This is a genomic window from Alphaproteobacteria bacterium (genome assembly GCA_030680745.1).
Lineage (GTDB): Bacteria > Pseudomonadota > Alphaproteobacteria > JAUXUR01 > JAUXUR01 > JAUXUR01.
This window is the reverse complement of the sequence record JAUXUR010000006.1, coordinates 1-19,694: the sequence shown is the minus strand read 5'-3', so window position 1 is coordinate 19,694 and position 19,694 is coordinate 1. Positions and strand designations below refer to the sequence as shown.

The following is a 19,694-nucleotide window of genomic DNA, read 5'->3' as shown; positions in this document are numbered from 1 at the left end:
ATTTTTTGTCCCGTAGATTGGTTGTTGCTAGATTTAGCCACAAACTATATTTTATCCCTTGGAATATAACATATTAAAATCCCTACAAATAAAAAAAGCCAAATATTTCTACTTGGCTTTTTCTTTAGTGCAAAGGTTACGTTGGTTTATGCTGTTGGCTGAAACCCAATATCCTCTTCTTCATCAGATTTGCGTTTGATGTTAAAGAAGTTAAGAGGCATTGCAGACACATAAATCGACGAATATGTACCAACAATAAGACCAAAGATAAGCGTTAGACTGAATCCATGAAGAACCGGTCCACCAAAAATAGCCAATGCAACAAGCACCAAAAGAACAGTGACAACAGTCATGATTGTTCTTGAAAGTGTGTCGTTTAAGCTAAGATTAATGATGTCTTTAAGTTTCATATCTTTGTTTTTATGAATGTTTTCGCGCACTCGGTCAAAAATAATCACCGTATCGTTAATTGAGTACCCTAAAATCGTTAGGATAGCTGCAACAACTGTTAGATTAAATTCTATACCCATTAAGGAAATAAAGCCAATCACAGCGATTAAATCATGCGTAAGTGAAAGTAAAGCACATAATCCAAATTGCCAATCAAAGCGAATCCATACATAGAGCATAATACCAACCATTGACAATATAAAGGCAATGAAGGCATCTTGAAGCAATGTTTTGCTGACTTTCGGTCCAACAAAATCAGTCTTACGATATTCAGTATCCTTATAAAGATTAGAGATCGTTTTCTTGATCGTATCCACAATCTTCATTTGTTCTTTTTCACTCTCGCCTTTATTTTCAGCACGAATCATAAGATCATGCGGTGTCCCAAAATCTTGAATCGTAATTTCACCAATTTTAAGATCGTCAAGTGCTGATCTTAATGCACTTAGATCTGCTGCTTCTTTTGTACGGGCTTCAATTAAAATACCGCCTTTAAAATCAACACCATAATTAAAGTTTTTCGTGGCAAAAATACCAATAGCACCAAGTGAAATGATTGCAGCCATGATAAGCGCAAATTTCTTTTGAGCCATAAAGTTGATTTTTGTATTAGCAGGAATAAAGCGAAGAACGTGAATTTTAAGTTTTTGTGGTCTGAATTTCCACCACCATCCAGCAATTAACATTCTGGTGAACGAAATCGCTGTAAACATGGAAATAAGAAGACCAATGGAAAGCGTAACCGCAAAAGCTTTAATGGGACCAGAACCGAAATAATAAAGGAACCCGGCTGCGATCAAGGTTGTTATGTTTGAGTCGATAATCGATGTAAGTGCACGATTATAACCCGCTTCAATAGCACCAATAACAGATTTACCGCTTCTTGTTTCTTCATCAATCCGTTCGTTAATCAAAACGTTGGCATCAACGGCCATACCCATTGCAAGAACCAAACCGGCGATACCTGGCAACGTAAGCGTTGCTTGAATCAGACCAAAAACAGCAATCGTTAAAATAAGATTGAGTAAGACGCCTAAATTAGCGATGAAGCCAAAAAGACCATAATACACAACCATAAAGACGACGACAAAAGCAAGACCTAGAATGGTCGCTGTTTTACCTGCTTTGATTGAATCTTCTCCAAGTTCTGCACCAACACTACGTTCCTCAACAATCTTCAAAGGGGCAGGTAATGCACCAGCACGCATAAGGACCGCTAAATCATGAGCGGATTGTGATGTGAAACCACCTTTGATATAAGCTGAACCACCAGGTATTGCACCATCAATATTTGGTGCTGTAATATATTGATTATCAAGCAAAACAGCGAAGCGTTTATTAACATTTTTGGCTGTAATTTCAGCGAATTTTTTTCCACCTTTGGCATCAAACTGGAAATCAACAACCCATCCGCTATCCTGATGAAAGTTTGGTCTTGCTGAAACAAGTGATTCACCACCAATTTGCGCACGTTTTTGAACGACAATTTTACCTTCATCGTTTTTGTAATGTTTTACAACCATTGATCCAGGTGGTATACGACCAGCTAAAGCTTCAGATAATGAGGTATTTTCATCAACAAGATGAAAGGTCATTTTTGCCGTTTTGCCAAGAAGATCTTTAAGATGTCCAGGATCTTTTAAACCTGGCAATTGAACCAGAATTTGATTATCGCCTTGGGTTTGAATGGAAGTTTCTTTCGTGCCAGCTTCATCAACGCGACGCGTAACGCTTTCGCGTGAGCGGTCCATAATATCATGTTTACGTTGTGCCAAATGAATAGGTGAATAACCAATATTAACAACACCATCACCACCAACGATCACTTCAAGTGAAGGATCAGCCTTTAAGGCAATTTCTTTAACTTTTGAACCATTGCTAGAATCTTCAAGTTCCACAATGACGTGGTTGTCAACTATATCAAGCTTTTTGGTCGCAATAGTGGCTTTACGCAATTCAGTCCTCAACGTATCTTGAAGACTTTGAAGGGATTCTTTTATAACATGATCAAAATCAACTTCAAGAAGAAGATGTGATCCACCTTGTAAATCAAGCCCAAGATTAACTTTTTCTTTGGGAAACCAATTGGGAAGTTTATCAAGGAAAGGTTGGTTCATAAGATTGACAGAGGCTAAAAGCATACCAATCACGCCAATCAGGCAAATGAGTGTCACTTTCCATCGCGTAAAGCCAAACATGGGAAATTCCTATTTTGCTAGTTGTTACATTTCGTATAAATGCACAGCCTATGGTCAAATTCGTCGTCAGGCCTGCGCCTTCCGGTACTCATGTACCTTAAGTACATTCCGTGCCGGTTCTCGACCTTTCTAGACTTTGCCTCATAATCTGCACATTTAGTCTCAAAAGATTTGACCATAGCTGGACATTTATATATTTATTTTGCGTTTTCTTTAGACGAAGGTAAATCCTTAACTGGTTCTGTCTTCGCTAAAACATCTGCGATTGTTGCTTTTAAAATCTTTACTTTGACATTTTCAGCAATTTCAACAAGGACTTCATTGTCGTCAATGATTTTTGAAACAGTACCAATAATACCACCAGAAGTTAAAACGCGATCGCCACGACGTACTTGTGATAAAGTTTCACGATGTTGTTTCATTCTTCTTTGTTGTGGGCGAATAAGAAGGAAATAAAAGACAACAACCATCAGAATAATGGGCAGCATGCTCATGATGATATCGCCTGCGCCACCTGATGATGCTGATGGTGCGGCACCGGGTGCTGCATCTGCAAAGGCTGTGCTTATAAAAGAATACATATATTAACTCCTGAATTACTATATAGAATAGACTTCTTTCGAAACTCTACTACTGTGGCAGATTGATGTGTCGTTTCAGTACTCAGATCCTCCTGTATGAAAAATACATTCTGGCCTTCTGTGCTGAATCTCCTATCACTCGCCTCATATTAGCGAATTTGGAAAGGAGCCTAAAGTTTACTTATACCTCAATCTAAGACTTATTTAAATAAGTTTGTGGATTAACAGGTTTGGACTTTTTGCGAATTTCAAAATGAAGTTGTGGCGTATCCACACTTCCACTCATGCCTGAAAGCGCAATTTTTTGACCTTTCTTAACTTTTTGGCCAATTTTGACTAAGCTTTTGTTTAAATGCGCATAAGTTGTATGTAATTGGTCTGCATGTTTTATCAATATCAACAATCCATAATTTTTAAGGTTGTCGCCAACATAAACGACTTCTCCATCATAACTTGCAAGAATCGGCGTGTCTTTGGGCAGTTTAATATTAAGGCCATCATTACGTTTTCCCTCTGAGAGAAGGCCGTAAGGACATAGAATGGGTGCTTTTTTGGCAATAGGCCAACAAAATTTTGAATTATTGTTGATTGGAGTCATTAAATCTTTTTTTTCTGGAGGCGTTTTAGCTTCAGCAACAGAAGGTATTAAGGTTTTTTTTATTTGTGGTGTTTTAGCTTCAGTGATTGGAGATGTTGAAATCTTTTTAACTTCAGGTGATTTATCTTTAGTGGGAGATATTATTTTTTTTGATGTAACAGGTGTTATTATTTTAGGTTTATCTGTAGGTTTTTTCTGAATCTCAACTTTTTTAATAGGTGTGCGTGAGAGATAAAGAATTTGTCCTGCTTTAAGATTATAGGGTTTTTTGAGATCGTTATGATTGGCCAGTAAATTCTCACTTAATTTGTATTTTTTAAGAAGATCTTCAAATTTTTCGTTTTTTTTGACGATATGAACAGGCGGATAATGTAAAACACAACCAGGTTTAAGTTTGTAAGGTGCTTTTAAATTATTGGCGCGGATAAAATATTTTTTAGGAACATTAAGTCTTTTTGCAATTTTATCTAAAGTATCATTAGGGTGCACAATGATTTCATTTAACTTTGCAGCATGTCCATAAGTTGGTACTAAAATTATGCATAAAAAAACAATAAGTTGAAAGAAAGTTAATATCGATATTTTTTGAAATGTCATCATGACGATGATTATAAGGTGAAATCGTATAAGTATAAAGGGGTTGTTGCCCTTCCATAAAAAAATTTATAACGTAACTGCACAGATTATGTGGCAAAATCTAGGAAAGCCGAGAACCGGCACGGAATGTACTTAAGTACATGAGTACCGGAATGCGGAGGCTTGACAACGAGTTTGCCCATAGGGTGGGCAGTATTAAAGTTTAACCGACAAGCCAAATCCAAGTTCTGTCGACGTCGTTTTAGGTTGGCTAAATCTACCACAAAATCCACATTTGTGACCTGAAGCATCTACGGACCAATAACGAACATAAGGTTTACCTTCAAGTGTAAAACTTGCAAAATCAAAAGCAAGACCGATTGAAGAGCGAAACCCATACCCTTTCGAATTATGTGTTTCAACCTTACGGCCGAAACGTGTACCCTTACTTGAACCACTTATAAGAACATCAAGTTCAGCATTAAACGTTAAGCTTAACAAATCTTGAAGTTTAAATTTTGTATCAAAACCAATGGGTATATAAAGATAATTAGTGCCTGATAAATGTCCCCACGAATATGTACCACCAAATGATTTGCCTGCTTGATTGCGGAATAAACGATAACCAATACCGATATAAGGGCTGATAGAAGCGTCCGCTAAAAGTTCGAAATCTCGACCAAAATTACCTCTAAGCTCAAACAAAGAATCATGCCCTTTTGAATGCGTTTGAAGCGTCTTATTTGAATATTTTTGTTTTGATGCAAGATAACGTGGATTAACGCTCAAAAAATTGCGCCCCATATGAAAGAGCCAAGATCCTTGAACACCAACCATAGGACCTTCAAGTTTATTAACGTTTGCACCACCAATTTTTTCATTAAGGGAATGATGTGAAAACTCTGGCCCAAATTCAAATTGATGATCATTATCAGCAAAACTTGGATTTAAAATTAAAAGAGAAACAGCCCCTAAGAAAAGGGATTTAACGTAATGCATTTTCATAAAATTTTCCTTGATGATTCAGTTGGTTCTGGATGGAGTCTATCGATATGAAAAGCATCGTCAAGGATAGGGCATAAAATATGGCGTAAATTTTATTATTGTGTAGAGATTATTCAACACTTTTTATTTTTTATAGAAAAGTTGAAATTTAAAAACCTTTAATGCAAATTATTTTTACCTAAGGGTGTATAAAAGATTTCACACACCCTGTTGGATAAAACCAGTCAAGATCTTACTGATTCTAAAAAATTATTTTTTTTGAAGCGCTTTTTCCAAAAAATCAATGTGTTCTTGTATTTTCGCATTGATCGCAGCATCCCCAAAAGCAAAAGCTTTTTTAAATACTGCAAGTGCTTTTTGTTGATATTCTTTTTTTAGATCCAGATCTTCTTCTTGATCGGTCAAATCAAAATAATAGGCACACCCAAGACAGACATATAGATTTGCAAAAAATGGTAAAACATCAATACGCTCATTACGTGATATTTGCATTAATTCTTTATACAAAAACTTTAGCGGTTTTTCTATTTTTGTATTTATTTTTGGATCATTATAATTAAAAGCATTCAAATAAGCCTCAAATGCTTTTATTTGATATTCTTTTTTTAAAATAGGATTTTTCTCATGTTGTGCTAAATCATAACAATAAAGATCGCCTAATGCACGATATATATCAGCGGATGGATATTTTTGAGCACCCTCTTCATAGGCTTTTTCTGCTTGTTTGTAATCTTTTAATTTACGACAATAAAGATTCCCTAAAGCACGATACAGATCTGACGATGGGTATAAATTAATACCCTTTTGATATATTTTTGTCGCCTCTTCAAAGTCTTTCAGTTCATAACAATAAAGATCCCCCAAAGCACGATAAAGATCTGAGGATGAGTACAATTTAATACCTTCCCTATAGAGTTTTTTCGCTTCTTCAAAATCTTTCAGTTCATAATGATAAAGATCACCTAAAGAACGATACAGATCTGACGATGGGTATAAATTAATACCTACCTGATAGATTTTTTTTGCTTCTTCAAAGTCTTTCAGTTCATGCTTATAAAGATTGCCTAATACACGATATAGATCAGCGGATGGATATTTTTGAATACCCTCTTTATAGAGTTTTTTCGCTTCTTCAAAGTCTTTTAGTTCATAACGATGAAGATCCCCCAAAGCACGGTAAAGATCTGAGGATGGATATTTTTGAATACCCTCTTCATAGATCTCTTTTGCTTGTTCATAATTTTTTAATTTATAACAGTAAAGATTACCTAAAGAACAATAAAGACTGGCGGATGGATATTTTTGAATGCCCTCTTCATAGATTTCTTTTGCTTGTTCATAATTTTTTAGTTCATAACAATAAAGATCGCCTAATGCACGATAAAGATCTGAGGAGGGATATAAATTAATACCATTTTGATATTCTGTTATTGCTTGTTCTAATGCATATTCAGAGCCTTTCAGTTGATAATAATTAAGCTCACCTAAAGCACGATAAAGATCTGAGGATGGATATTTTTGAATACCCTCTTTATAGATTTTTTCTGCTTGATTAAAGTCTTTCAATCCATGGCGATAAAGATTACCTAAAGCAGCATAAAGACCTGAAGATGGATATTTTTCTATCCCCTCTTCATAGGTTTTTTTCGCTTGTTTAAAGTCTTTCAATTCATAACAATAAAGATTCCCTAAGGCACGATATAAATCGGCGGATGGGTATAATTTAATGCCCTTTTCATAGATTTCTTCCGCTTGTTTAAAGTCTTTCAGTTCATAATAATAAAGATTCCCTAAAGCACGATAAACACCTGAAGATGGATATTTTTCTATTCCCTCTTCACAGATTTTTTTCGCTTGTTTAAAGTCTTTCAGTTCATAATGATAAAGATCCCCCAAAAGACAATACAGAGCTGAGGATGGACATTTTTGAATACCCTCTTTGTAGATTTCTTTCGCTTGAACATAGTTTTTAAATTGATAATAATAATGATTGCCTAAAGCACGATACAGATCTGCTGATGGATATTTTTTGATCCCCTCTGTGTAAAATTTTAGTGCTTTATTTAGATTGCGAGCAGTATAATAATTGCCGCGCAAAAGAGCTTGTCTTGATTTATTTTTTAAACTACCTAAATATTTGTCTGAAAATGTTTCTTCAACATATTCTATTTCTTCTTCAATATTCTCATCATTATTTTCATAGACAATGTTATTGTTGTTTTGAATTTCATCGGATTCATTTATTTTTGGGTGTTTTGATAAGCGTTCTGATGATATTGGTCTTTTTCGTTTTAAATTATTAGAAACAATAGGATTTGCTTTATTCATGGAATCATTAGATACTTCTATAAAAGGATTTTCAACATCACTTTCGTCACTTGAAAAACCTGAAGACGAATCGTCTGAAGATGAATCATCCGAAATTATATTTTCTTCAGCTTCAATTTTTTTACTTAATTGATATTCTTTTTGTCTTGATTCTATATCGTTTCGATAATTTGGATGAAATATAGTTGATATATTGACAGATCGAATATGCGATTTTCTTGTACTATTTGGTCGTGATCCTGTCGTTCTTAACAAAGATTTTGCAAATGCAAGCGCTTGATCACGGGTAGTATTTTTGGGTGTAAATTGGTGATCAATAATTAATTCAGCTATATCAAGGTGATAACATTTCGTATAAGATGTTTTTTGAAAATAGAGATCAATTAATTCGACCCATGCTTTTTGATATTTTTCTAAGGCAATATAAATACGTGCTTTATAAATACGTGCATAATGTCTGTATTTATTAGTTTTGGCATCTGACCCCGTTACCTTAATAATAAAATTCAATTTAGACAATAAATCTTCACAAAATTCTTTTTTTGTCATTGAAGAAGGTACAAAATTTTTACTTAAAAACAAAATAGCTAAAGCGCAATCATCTTCAAATTTTGAATCATTATTGTCTGAATTAACGTCAACAAAGGTATAATAATCATAAATTTTTTGACACGAAGTTTTAAAATCAAAACCACGAATTTTAGCCCGCGGAGAATCATCGTTTAAAAAATTTAAAATTTCTTTTTCTGTTAAATCAACGCGCTGAATTTCATTCATAATATTGTTTGAACGCGATCTAATTTCAGTAACATTCGGTATATAATTGTTGTTATGAATAATGTGATCTTGTGATTGAGTGTTATTATCAATACCAATAACACCGGAAGAAGTCTTTTTCTGCGTAATGGGATTAAGCTTATCTTCAATTTCTTGGGCTTTTTTTAAACCTTCTTTATCATTTGTTGGTACAAGTTTATTGAAATGCGTATTATTATCGATTAAATAGATAGAAAACTTTTTGGGATCTATTTGATAAAAATGAATTAAGCGAATATGCTGATTATCATGTTTTTTGTATATATATAGATTTCTATCCTTTAATAAAGCTAAAGCACTCATCAATCCATATTGAGATTTTTCAGGTGTAAATACACCATTTTTATCAGTATTGCATGAAAAAGATATGTTTACTTTGTTTTTTTTTATAGTCGTTAAAAAATCAAATTGATTTTTTGTTTCCGTGTAATAATCAATATTGTTAATTTTAGTATAATCTAATAAATTACTATTTTTAAGCATTTCATTGGATATATATTTTTTTATTTCGTCTCTTTTGTTTTTTTCAAATTTATTATCAGGGTTGTTTAATACATCCAGCAAAGCGTTAATAGCTTCTTTTTGCGATCCATAACCCAAGCCTTTGTATATTGAATCAGTATATTCGTTAGAAAAAGAATATTCGGAAAATTGACGATCAGTTTTATTTAAAACTTTCCATGTTTTTGTGGTTTTTATTTCTTTATTTTTTTTTGAATTTTGTTCGCAAAAATTATTATTATTTATCTTAGCAACAACTTTTAAAGAATTTACGCCATTAGACAAATTATGATTTGAATAAGGCTGATTCCGCTGACTTTTTACCGCATAAGAATTTTTTAATTTTTCTATATGATGATTTCTTAATTCTTGATGATATTGCGTTTCTAGATTTTGAGCAACATTATTTGAAGGTAAATCATTAATTAATACCAATTTATTATAGTGAAAACCTTTACGCAGAAGATATAAACTTTCTGCATTGTTATTAATAATGTAAGAATGACTTAAAAAAAGAGTTTTATTTTTACTTAGATCCACTTCATAAATATAAAGATTTTTATTATTCAATGATGCAAAAGCATCAATCAATGTGTAAGAAGGTTTCTCTATGATTTTTTGAATTCCCTTTTTCTTATCATATACATTTTCATTTGGTTGATAAGAGAGCTCATGTTTAGTTTTTTTAATATTATTTAAATAACTTTCAGCAGAAGAAAAATTTACTGGGTTATCATGATCATTGTCAATAAATTGACGCAATCTTTCAGCTCGTAAAGTATTTACTAAAGTGCTTTTATCTTTAAGCGCATCGAGCATCGCATTAATGGCTACTTCTTTAGAAGTATAACCAAAAGCCCTAAATCCACACTCAGATTTTAAAGTAGAAATAAAATATTCATTGAAACGTAATATTGAACCACTAACTTCCCAAGGAGATCGTCTATCTGGTTTTGCTTTTTCAATAATACTTTGAATTTCAGTCGGATTTGAAAATGTTTGCTGATTCATAGTAAAAAATAAAACAAAAACAACAAGAAATATTGATCTAAATCGATTCATGATAACTCCGAAAATGAATATGTATAATTAATTTGATGTGTATATTTAACACAGTAAATATTTTGTTTCAATAAAAAAGAATAATTAATAGATTTTATTACAATAACAAATTGATATTTATATAGAAAATAACATTATTACGATGGTATTATTTTAAACAATTTTTTTTAATTAAGCTGTTATAAAAATGCCGCGAACATGTCACGGCACATAGAAGGTTACGTTGTATATATAATTTAATACTTGAATCCTAAACCAAATCCAATTTCACGTGATCCGCTAAAACCTGGTCGACTTAAAGAAGTGTAACGAATATACGGTTTCGCTTCTATATTTAAAGAGTCAAAACTTCTCTCAATACTTGGCTGAAACTTCATCGCGTGTATGTTGCTGCTCAAACGAACAACACTACGTGTGCGACGATTGAATTTATTACCACGATGAATATTAATATGATTTTGAAGATAATACTCATATTCAGCATTAAATTTTAAAGTTGTTTTATCATCCATTGTATATGCAAGCGTACACCCAATAGGGAGTGTTACAGCGGAAAATTTAAAATCTTTTAACCATGAAGAACGTGCAAATGTGTCACGTCGATACCCTAAACCCAGATATGGCGTTAACATAAAATCATCATTTAAAATGAAATGGTGACCAAACAATCCCATCATCCGATATTTATTACGTTTTGCACATGAGCTATACGCATATCCTAAATCAAGCTCTACGTAGCTTTGATCAAAAGAATAACGATATTTACCACCTAAACCTAAGAATTTTGGACCATAGTTAAATTTACTCAATTCTGGTGTAATTTCAAAAGTATGTGGTTTTTGGATTTTCGCTGTAGTTCCTTCACTTGCCGAAATCGCTAAAAATGGCATAATAGTAAATGCAACGGATTTAATTAATGTTGAAAAAGGTTTCATTTTGAAGTCCTTGCTTGATTAAAACATACGCTGACAATATCAGTTATTATGACATATAGTAACTTGAAATCGTTTGTATTTCTTTTTTGAGGATACAGATGTGACATTATAACAATGAATGCTCAAACAACCTACGAGGAAAAAATAAATGTACAGAATAATGTTTTTAATAATTGCACAAACTCTCATAACCAACGCATCTTTTGCAGAAACTGAATGCGAAACACTCAAAACGAGTCGTCAACAAAAAATATTTAAATTTTCATCTTTGCAAGCAAATTCAATTCTTACAAAAAAACCACAAGATATTGCTAAGCTTTTAACGCAAACACCAGACGAACAAAAACAAGATCAATCACCTGAATTACGCGGACAACTTGATACTTTAAATAAAGAAATAGACGCAATAGAAAAACAAATGAAAGAAAAAAAATGCCCTGAATAAAAAATATACTCAACCACCACTCAACAACGCTGAAACGGATGTACCCTGTTGAACATGCTCGATAACACGCGCTAAAAATGGTGCAACTGATAATACAACCAAATTATCCGGCGCTTTATCGCGCAAAGGAATAGTATCTGTTGTAATTACTCTTTCAAAAATTGGATTAGCGATGGTTTGAAGCGCATTATTCGAAAAAACGGGGTGCGTAAAACAAACATATACTTTTTGAGCACCTTTTTCTTTTAATAATTCAGCAGCTTTTACCAAAGTACCACCTGTATCACACATATCATCAATAATAATGGCATCCCTACCATTAACATCGCCTATAATACTCATATGTTCAATAACACCAGCACCCGCGCGTTTTTTCGAAATCATTGCATAACTAGCTTCGACGTTTAATTTCTTCAATTGTTCTTGAAACTTATAAGCGCGCTCTGCACCACCTGCATCAGGTGACACGACAACGGGATCATGCAATTTTAGATTCGCAACATAAGGTGCAAAAATTGAAGAAACGGGAAGATTATCAACAGGAATATTTCTAAAAAAACCTTGAATTTGGCCACAATGCAAATCAATTGTAATAATCCGAGTAGGGCCTGCGCTCTCTATAAGTTCAGCTACATCTGCGGCCGAAATAGTCACACGTCCCTCTGATTTGCGGTCTTGCCTTGCATATCCAAAATAAGGAATAATTGCCGTAATCGATCCAGCTGACGCACGTTTAGCTGCCTTAATCATCAAAATAAGTTCCATTATATGATCATTAACACTTCCATTAACAGTGCCACACGTCGATTGAACAATAACAATATCTTTTTTTCTGATACTTTCATCGAATTTAACCCTAATTTCTCCATCATTAAAACGCGTAGCTGTTGAATGTCCTAAAGAGGTCGAAAGATTTTGAGCAATTGTATTTGTCAAAAGTTTATTAGAATTCCCTGAAAAAACATAATATTGAGAGGTTGTTTTTTTAACGTGTCCCTCTGCACCCGATTGGGTAAGCACTTCCGACGATACGCATTGATTTGAGAACAATAATGCGGATATAACAAAAGGTTTTAAAAGCCTTATCATAAGATTTCCTTTGAATTCAACAAGATAAATAAACGCAAAACAAGTGATTTTTATTTTTTGTAACAATTTAATGCGCATCAAAACACAAGCTAACCTTATGTACATAGTTTTTAAAAATATTTCAACAAATTAAATATAGACGAGATTACTAAGTTTTTTCTGTCTTCAATTGTTTATTATGCCATCGGCAATTCAAGCCCCTGAACTTTAAGCTCTTTTTGAAGCATTGCCGTAAGCCTTTGAAGCCCCTCGTCATTACTGGATTCAACACGTGCAACCAAAGCTGGCTGCGTATTTGAAGCGCGCAACAAGAACCAACCATCTTTATTGCTGACGCGCAATCCATCAACGTCATTAAATTTTATCGATTGATCTTTAAGGCTTTTTTGAACATTCGTGATGATTTCAAATTTTATTTCATCGGCACAATCAAAACGTAATTCTGGCGTATTAATGACTTTCGGCAAAGATTTACGCAAATCACTTAGTTTTTGATCTGAATCTGCCAACATTTCCATAAAACGGACTGCTGCATAAACACCATCATCAAAACCATAATAACGATGTGCAAAAAAGATGTGACCCGACATTTCACCGCCTAATAAGGCACCCGTTTCTTTCATTTTTGCTTTAACCAAGGAATGACCTGTTTTCCACATTAAAGGATTACCGCCATGCGCTTTAATATCATCAAAAAGACTTTGAGAAGCCTTCACATCGGCAATAATTGTGGCACCTGGCTCTTCTTCCAAAAGATAGCGACTAAGCAAAAGTAAAATTTGATCGCCCCACAAAACTTCACCCTCATCGTCGATAATACCAACGCGATCGCCATCACCATCAAAAGCAAAACCAATGTCGGCTTTTTCGGACAAAACAAGATCTATAGCTTGCTGTAAATTTTTAAGAATTGCAGGATCTGGATGATGCGCTGGAAAAGTACCATCAATTTTTTCATTGATCAAAATATGATCGCCAGGTAGATTTTCAAGTAATTCTTTGACAATCTCACCCGTCGCGCCATTTCCTGGATCCCAGACGATTTTAAGTTTTTTTTGATTATGCGGCTGAAAGGCATCTTCTAATTCTAAAATATATCCATTAACAACAGACAAATGACTGATCTTGCCATCGCCTTCTTTAAAATCACCCTTTAACATACGTTCGCCAATTTGTTTAATATCAGCGCCATATAATGCTTTTTTATCCTGCATGATTTTAAAGCCATTATAATCGGGCGGGTTATGAGATCCTGTAATCATAATCCCACCGGCAGCTTGTAAATTATGAACTGCATAATACAACATAGGTGTTGGCCCAAGGCCAATAATAATAACGCCTAATCCTGTGCTTGCAATACCCTTAGCCAAAAAGTCTTGCAGCATAGGAGAACTCAATCGACCGTCATACCCAATAACAATGGACCCACCTGTAAAAGTTGCAGCTTCCTGAATCCAGGATCCGTAACCCTGCCCCAATTGAAAAGCAAATTCTGCATTTAAATCGGGACCTACAATGCCACGAATATCATATTCACGAAAAATAGAGAGAAATTTAGTTTGATCGATCATTGTTTTTAAGCCGCCATTGCGTTTTTAAGGGGTAAAGTAGAATTTCGTCCAAGAGAAACATAGTCAAACCCCAACGCACATGCTTCTTTAGGATTATATATATTTCTGAAATCAAACAAATATGAATCTGCCATTTGTTTTTTTATTTTTTTCAAATCAAGCGCCCTGAATTCGTTCCATTCAGTCAACACAACAAGTGCATCTGCATTTTCAGCCAATTTGTAAGGATTATCAACACACATAATATCGGGTAATTGCTGGGCCGCTTCAAGCATGCCTTGAGGATCATAGGCCTTAACATATGCCCCCAGTTCTAGAAGGATTGGGATAATCACAAGACTTGCGCTTTCACGAATATCATCCGTATTGGGTTTGAATGTAAGCCCTAAAACACCAATGATTTTACCTTTGATATCACCCATTTTTTGGATAATGCGCGTGACCATATCGATTTTACGCTCTTCATTGACTCTCACAACGGCCTTTAAAATTTGTATATCGATGTTGTGATCATCGCCAATCGCTAATAATGCGCGTAGATCTTTCGGGAAACAAGATCCCCCAAAACCTGGACTCGGGTGCAAAAATTTCTTACCAATGCGACCATCAAGCCCCATGACTTTCGCCACATCATGAATATCAGCACCTACTTGTTCGCACAAATTAGACATTTCGTTCATAAAAGTAATTTTAGTGGCGAGGAAACTGTTGGACGCATATTTAGCAAGTTCACTTGATTCCAAAGACGTAAAAATAATTGGTGTTTCAATAAGATAAAGCGGTCTATATAATTTTGCCATAATGTCTTTGGCATATTCACTTTCGTGCCCAATGACAATACGATCAGGGCGCATAAAGTCGGCAATCGCAGCGCCTTCCCTTAAAAATTCAGGGTTTGAGACAATATGAAACTTTAAATTAGGTCTATCATTTTCAATAAGTTGCTTGATCTTGCGATTTGTGCCGACAGGCACCGTTGATTTTGTGACTATAACAGCATTTTCTTGTAACAAAGGTGCAATGTCTTTTGCCACTTGAAACACATAAGATAAATCAGCATGACTTTCCCCATGTCGGGACGGCGTACCAACTGCAATAAAAACAGCTTCAGCGCCCGTTAAGGCTGATTTTAAATCACTTGTAAAAGACAAACGTCCTGCTAATTTATTTTTAGATACTAGATCTTCAAGACCTGGTTCATAAATCGGCATGATATTTTGATTGAGCAACTCAATTTTAGAAATATCAGCATCAACACAAACGACTTCATGCCCAAATTCTGAAAAACAAGTCCCTGAAACAAGCCCTACATAACCTGTTCCAATAATAGCAATACGCATTAAAACGCCCCATATTGTTTTAGTATTTTCTTTAGATCATCTTTTATATCATCTTGTTGTAAACCAAAAGCAATATTTGCTTCGACAAGACCTAATTTTGTGCCGCAATCAAAGCGTGCACCTTCAAAAACATGTCCATAAAAAGGCTCACGCCCTATCAACGCTTTTAAAGCATCTGTTAATTGAATCTCGCCCCCTGCCCCTTTAGGTGTTTGCTCTAAAATACCAAAAATGCTTTTGGGCAGAATATAGCGACCAATAACAGCAAGATTAGAAGGCGCTTCTTCTTTTTTCGGCTTTTCAACAATATTTGCAATCGGTAAAGATTTTTTATCTTGACTTAAATCAGTTGCAATGGCGCCATATAAGTGAATTTGACTAGGCGCCACTTCCATAATCGCCGCATAAGCACCCTGTTTTTCAACAAATGCTGATGACATTTGCGCAAGACAAGATATTTTGTTCATAATAACATCATCAGGCAAAAGAACTGCAAAATAATCGTCATCAATTAAATGACGTGCGCACCATACAGCATGCCCCAAACCCAATGGATAAGGTTGACGCACAACAGCGACCTGACCTGGTGTAAAACTGATATCTTCAAGGATTTTAAGTTCTTTCACTTTAGAGCGATTTTGAAGCATCGACACAAGTTCAGGATGCGCATCAAAATGATCTTCAATCGCATTTTTACCTTTAGAGGATACAAAAATAAATTCTTCAATCCCAGCTTCGATTGCTTCTTCAACAGCATATTGAATAATTGGTTTATCGAGAATTGGCAACATTTCTTTAGGAACAACTTTTGTTTGCGGCAAAAGACGGGTACCCATCCCTGCAACGGGAAAAATAGCTTTACGAATTTTTGTCTGTATTTTAGGCTGCATCGAAATTACTTTCATCAATTACTTTTAAACGACAAAAAAAACTATATACAAAAATACGTCAACAATAAAGAATCTTCGACTAAGGATAGTCTGATTCTATGTATAAAGAAAAACCACGGAGCTTGCCCCGTGGAATTTCGTTTTTTTCTACCAAATTTAAGAATTTTTTATTTTGCAGATCTTATTGTAAAAGATTTCTGATCGCCGGTAACTGTACCTTTTGCTGTGCTAAAGGTATATGTGCAAACATCTCCCTTCCATGTATCTTTTTTTGCTTCTTTTAAAATAGGGTTAAAAATAGCCTTTGTTAGAATCCGAAATGATGAAGTTGGTAAAGCACTTACTTCCTCTGGATGAAATCGTTGATTGCCCGCAGTAATGAACCCACCACTCGCTAATTTTTGTCCATCCTCATAGCTTATTGTTGATGGACAATCAGCAAATACACTTGCTGAAAACCCAAAAAAACTACTGAACAAACTAGAACTTGTAATTTTTTATACAACATTAAACTAACCTCCTTATTGATACCTAATATAATTTTAATGTATATATATTAAAAAAAAGTAAATATTTTAAGTAATAAAGGTTAAAAATTGTTTAATCTAAATATTTACTAGACTCCTTTCTAAACTCGCTAATGTGAGACGAGTGATAGAAGGTTCGGCACGGGTTCCCTCGTGTATTCTTCATACATAAGGATCTGAGTGCCGAAACGACGCATCAATCGACCACAGTAGTAGAGTTTCGAAAGAAGTCTACTTTTGATTGTCCTGATCCAACCCCAACACCGCAAACAATTGCTGCACTTCCTGACGAGCTGCAATATGAGAAAGCGTCAAAGATGAACTCGCTTTAGAATCACGAAAATCGAGCAAGGTAAGGCCTTGTAAAAACATTTCCCGGAAAATAACGCGTTCACCAAAACCTGGTGCTAAACGGAAACTTAGTCTTTTTGATAATTTTTCAATCACTTTGGTCATATCGCGTTTATTACGCGCATCTAAATTACTCAGTCTGTTACGCATCACAACCCAATCAATGGCGGGCTTTCGCTGCATAGCACGCATCTTACGTTGCTCCCACACCATAAGACTGTAACAACTTGGTTGCGTTATTTCGAGTTTGTCACCATCAACACTTGCCAAAACATCAAGATCCACAAAACTATCATTAAGGGGCGTTATAAGAATATCAGCATAAGAATGCGCAAGAACAGACATGTAACGATCGCTACCAGGGCAATCGATCACAATATATTGATTTTCTTGGCTTAATGAATCAAGCGCTGATTCAAATACTTGTTTATCTTCATTTTCGGCATCTTCTTTTTGTGTGTTGCTCGACATATCAAGACGAATATGCGTAGGCATAGGCACTTTAGATTTTGAAGATTCTTGAAAAGCACGACGATTTTCAACATAACGCGTTAAAGATGCTTGACGTGAGTCTAAATCGATACAACCAACATTGTAACCTTGACGCAATAATCCAACAACAAGATGCATGGCTGTTGTTGATTTACCAGTGCCCCCCTTCTCATTTCCTAACACAATAATTTTAGGTTTTGATAATTGTTGATTTGCTGTCATTGATAATTTGCTCCATAATTCATTAGACTTCTTTCTAAACTCGCTAATGTGAGGCGAGTGATAGAAGGTTTGGCACGGAAGACCGCAGTGTATTCTTCATACATGAGGATCTGAGTACCGAAACGGCGCATCAATCGACCGCAGTAGTAGAGTTTCGAAAGAAGTATATTTAAAGACGATACCGCAAATTGACAAAACGTAAAAGAGAAAAGACGCCTATACATTAGACCTTGTCCTTCAGCAAACGTAGTATAAAACTACTAAGAATTAAATTTAAGGGAGCTTCAAAAATGTTTAAAAAACTTATTTTCTGCCTATTCACTTTATTAATAAATATAGAAAATTTATATGCCGATGATTTAAATGAACAATTTGAACATCAGTACAATCTTGGTTTTCAAGATGTTGCACAATGTAATCTTGGATTAACACAAATTAGATCACTTAACCTTGATTTACTCAAACATGAAATAAATACACAATTTAAAAATTTTAAAAATAAAAAATATGCAACTTTTTGTCGTCAACATACTCAAATTAATGACGTTAAAGCAATCCTTGTTCATACCTCCTTTAACGCACCTAAAAAATACACAAAACCTACTTTCATTCAAAAAATTGACGATAATGGTATTGAAAGCCTTTTTAGAGCACAAGGTAGGTTTTATCTTATTGCCGAAGATAATGCTAATTTATCCCAGGATAGTTTTGATGAAAAAAATGGTTTTTCTGTTGCTGGCGCATCATTTGCAGATGCTTTTTCAAATCTTAAATATTACCTTGATTTTGAAAAAAAAGAAGCTTTTATCGAGTATATCAACATCGATCAAGATTATCAAAATAATGGACTTGAAAAATATTTAATTGAACAATTCGTAAGTTGGTTAAAAAATATAAAGTGTATAGACAAAATTGGATTAAGAACGTCTGAAAATAAACTTGAATCCATATTAAGTGAACTCAATTTTAGATTTTCATTGTCTTACGAATTTATTTCTGGATATAGCTCTAACTACTCACTTATTTTAAGGTAAAGCCACAAGAAGTTTTCCTGTGGCTTTTTACATCTAATATCAACTTGTCAAAGTCTTCGCGTTAACTAAGATATTTAAAAATTAGCATGCTGAACATTACTATTTCTTATATTTTATTCTGTCTTCATATTGCCCATGTAAAAAATAATGAGTTATTGCCCATTTTTCTTTTGCTTCTTCCGAACCAATTTTATCAACAGCAACAAGTAAATCTGGATATGAAGAAAGATATGTCTGCCAATTAAAATCATCTGGCATTTGAGCTTTTTTAAAATTAAACCATCCTAATCTATCTTCTTCTGACCCAAACTGATAAGCCAATTGCTCACTAGAAATATGACGCGCTCTATTTTCATCTGAAAATTTTAATTTCATCTGAAGATAAATCTCTTCAAATTTAACCCCTAACATTTCTTGTCTTGCGTTCTCTTTCTCCCATAATTCATCCTCCAAACGTTCACGCTCATGTCTATTGTATTGATAAGGATCAAAGTCTTCATCCGCTAAAACCGCATTTACCTCTTCTACAGTTAAGCCTTTACTTCTCATCGTTTCGATCGCTTGACGCATTTCTTTCGCTTCTTCTGCAGCACATTCCGCTTCCCACTCTGCTCTCTCTGCTTCTCGCTTTTCCTCTTCTGCTCTAAAAAATCCTTCAGCATCAAAATTTGAAGCTTTTACAA

15 protein-coding genes are annotated in these 19,694 nt (G+C 34.4%); 2 read left to right on the top strand and 13 right to left on the bottom strand.

Annotated elements, in window-relative coordinates:
* Nucleotides 1-146: 146 nt before the first annotated feature.
* The 6 genes from secD to Q8L85_00400 all read right to left on the bottom strand — a co-directional run bounded on the left by secD (nucleotide 147) and on the right by Q8L85_00400 (nucleotide 11,050).
* Entirely contained in the window at nucleotides 147-2,648 is a 2,502-nt protein-coding gene (secD, locus tag Q8L85_00425; protein MDP1723153.1) for a protein translocase subunit SecD, read from the bottom strand.
* A gap of 197 nt (nucleotides 2,649-2,845) precedes the next feature.
* Nucleotides 2,846-3,229 carry a preprotein translocase subunit YajC gene (gene yajC / locus Q8L85_00420; GenBank protein ID MDP1723152.1) on the bottom strand — a complete coding sequence of 128 codons (384 nt, stop codon included), beginning with the start codon at nucleotides 3,227-3,229 and terminating at the stop codon, nucleotides 2,846-2,848.
* A gap of 193 nt (nucleotides 3,230-3,422) precedes the next feature.
* Entirely contained in the window at nucleotides 3,423-4,427 is a 1,005-nt protein-coding gene (locus Q8L85_00415; GenBank protein ID MDP1723151.1) for a LysM peptidoglycan-binding domain-containing M23 family metallopeptidase, read from the bottom strand.
* Between the two features lie 192 nt (nucleotides 4,428-4,619).
* Nucleotides 4,620-5,408: a hypothetical protein gene (locus tag Q8L85_00410; GenBank protein ID MDP1723150.1), complete on the bottom strand. Its 789-nt coding sequence runs from the start codon at nucleotides 5,406-5,408 to the stop codon at nucleotides 4,620-4,622.
* A 249-nt stretch (nucleotides 5,409-5,657) separates the two neighbouring features.
* Nucleotides 5,658-10,115 carry a tetratricopeptide repeat protein gene (locus Q8L85_00405; protein ID MDP1723149.1) on the bottom strand — a complete coding sequence of 1,486 codons (4,458 nt, stop codon included), beginning with the start codon at nucleotides 10,113-10,115 and terminating at the stop codon, nucleotides 5,658-5,660.
* Nucleotides 10,116-10,351: 236 nt separating this feature from the next.
* Nucleotides 10,352-11,050: a hypothetical protein gene (locus Q8L85_00400; protein MDP1723148.1), complete on the bottom strand. Its 699-nt coding sequence runs from the start codon at nucleotides 11,048-11,050 to the stop codon at nucleotides 10,352-10,354.
* Nucleotides 11,051-11,198: 148 nt separating this feature from the next.
* Between Q8L85_00400 and Q8L85_00395 the strand changes: the two genes are divergently transcribed.
* A complete protein-coding gene (locus Q8L85_00395; GenBank protein ID MDP1723147.1) occupies nucleotides 11,199-11,495 on the top strand; it encodes a hypothetical protein in 297 nt (98 codons plus the stop codon).
* Nucleotides 11,496-11,504: 9 nt separating this feature from the next.
* Here Q8L85_00395 and Q8L85_00390 read toward each other — a convergent pair whose 3' ends face one another.
* The 6 genes from Q8L85_00390 to Q8L85_00365 form a co-directional block, all read right to left on the bottom strand.
* Complete coding sequence (locus Q8L85_00390) at nucleotides 11,505-12,662, bottom strand: ribose-phosphate pyrophosphokinase (protein ID MDP1723146.1); 1,158 nt, start codon at nucleotides 12,660-12,662, stop codon at nucleotides 11,505-11,507.
* A gap of 98 nt (nucleotides 12,663-12,760) precedes the next feature.
* Nucleotides 12,761-14,155, bottom strand: a complete 1,395-nt coding sequence (locus tag Q8L85_00385) for a phosphomannomutase/phosphoglucomutase (protein ID MDP1723145.1) — start codon at nucleotides 14,153-14,155, stop codon at nucleotides 12,761-12,763.
* 5 nt (nucleotides 14,156-14,160) lie between these two features.
* A complete protein-coding gene (locus Q8L85_00380) occupies nucleotides 14,161-15,495 on the bottom strand; it encodes a UDP-glucose/GDP-mannose dehydrogenase family protein (GenBank protein ID MDP1723144.1) in 1,335 nt (444 codons plus the stop codon).
* A complete protein-coding gene (locus tag Q8L85_00375) occupies nucleotides 15,495-16,400 on the bottom strand; it encodes a UTP--glucose-1-phosphate uridylyltransferase (protein ID MDP1723143.1) in 906 nt (301 codons plus the stop codon). Before Q8L85_00375 ends, Q8L85_00380 begins: the two co-directional genes overlap by 1 nt.
* A gap of 152 nt (nucleotides 16,401-16,552) precedes the next feature.
* Nucleotides 16,553-16,864 (bottom strand): hypothetical protein, encoded by a 312-nt coding sequence (locus Q8L85_00370; protein MDP1723142.1) that lies wholly within the window; start codon nucleotides 16,862-16,864, stop codon nucleotides 16,553-16,555.
* Between the two features lie 279 nt (nucleotides 16,865-17,143).
* The gene (locus tag Q8L85_00365; protein ID MDP1723141.1) at nucleotides 17,144-17,977 is read right to left on the bottom strand and encodes a division plane positioning ATPase MipZ; all 834 of its coding nucleotides are present in this window, start codon (nucleotides 17,975-17,977) and stop codon (nucleotides 17,144-17,146) included.
* A 290-nt stretch (nucleotides 17,978-18,267) separates the two neighbouring features.
* Here Q8L85_00365 and Q8L85_00360 point away from each other — a divergent pair, with 290 nt between their 5' ends.
* On the top strand, nucleotides 18,268-19,011 hold the full coding sequence (locus Q8L85_00360; GenBank protein MDP1723140.1) for a hypothetical protein: 744 nt from the start codon (nucleotides 18,268-18,270) through the stop codon (nucleotides 19,009-19,011).
* A 99-nt stretch (nucleotides 19,012-19,110) separates the two neighbouring features.
* On the opposite strand, the gene Q8L85_00355 is transcribed toward Q8L85_00360, so the two are convergent.
* Nucleotides 19,111-19,694 (bottom strand): hypothetical protein (locus tag Q8L85_00355; protein MDP1723139.1); only part of this gene is annotated, 584 nt, incomplete at its 5' end.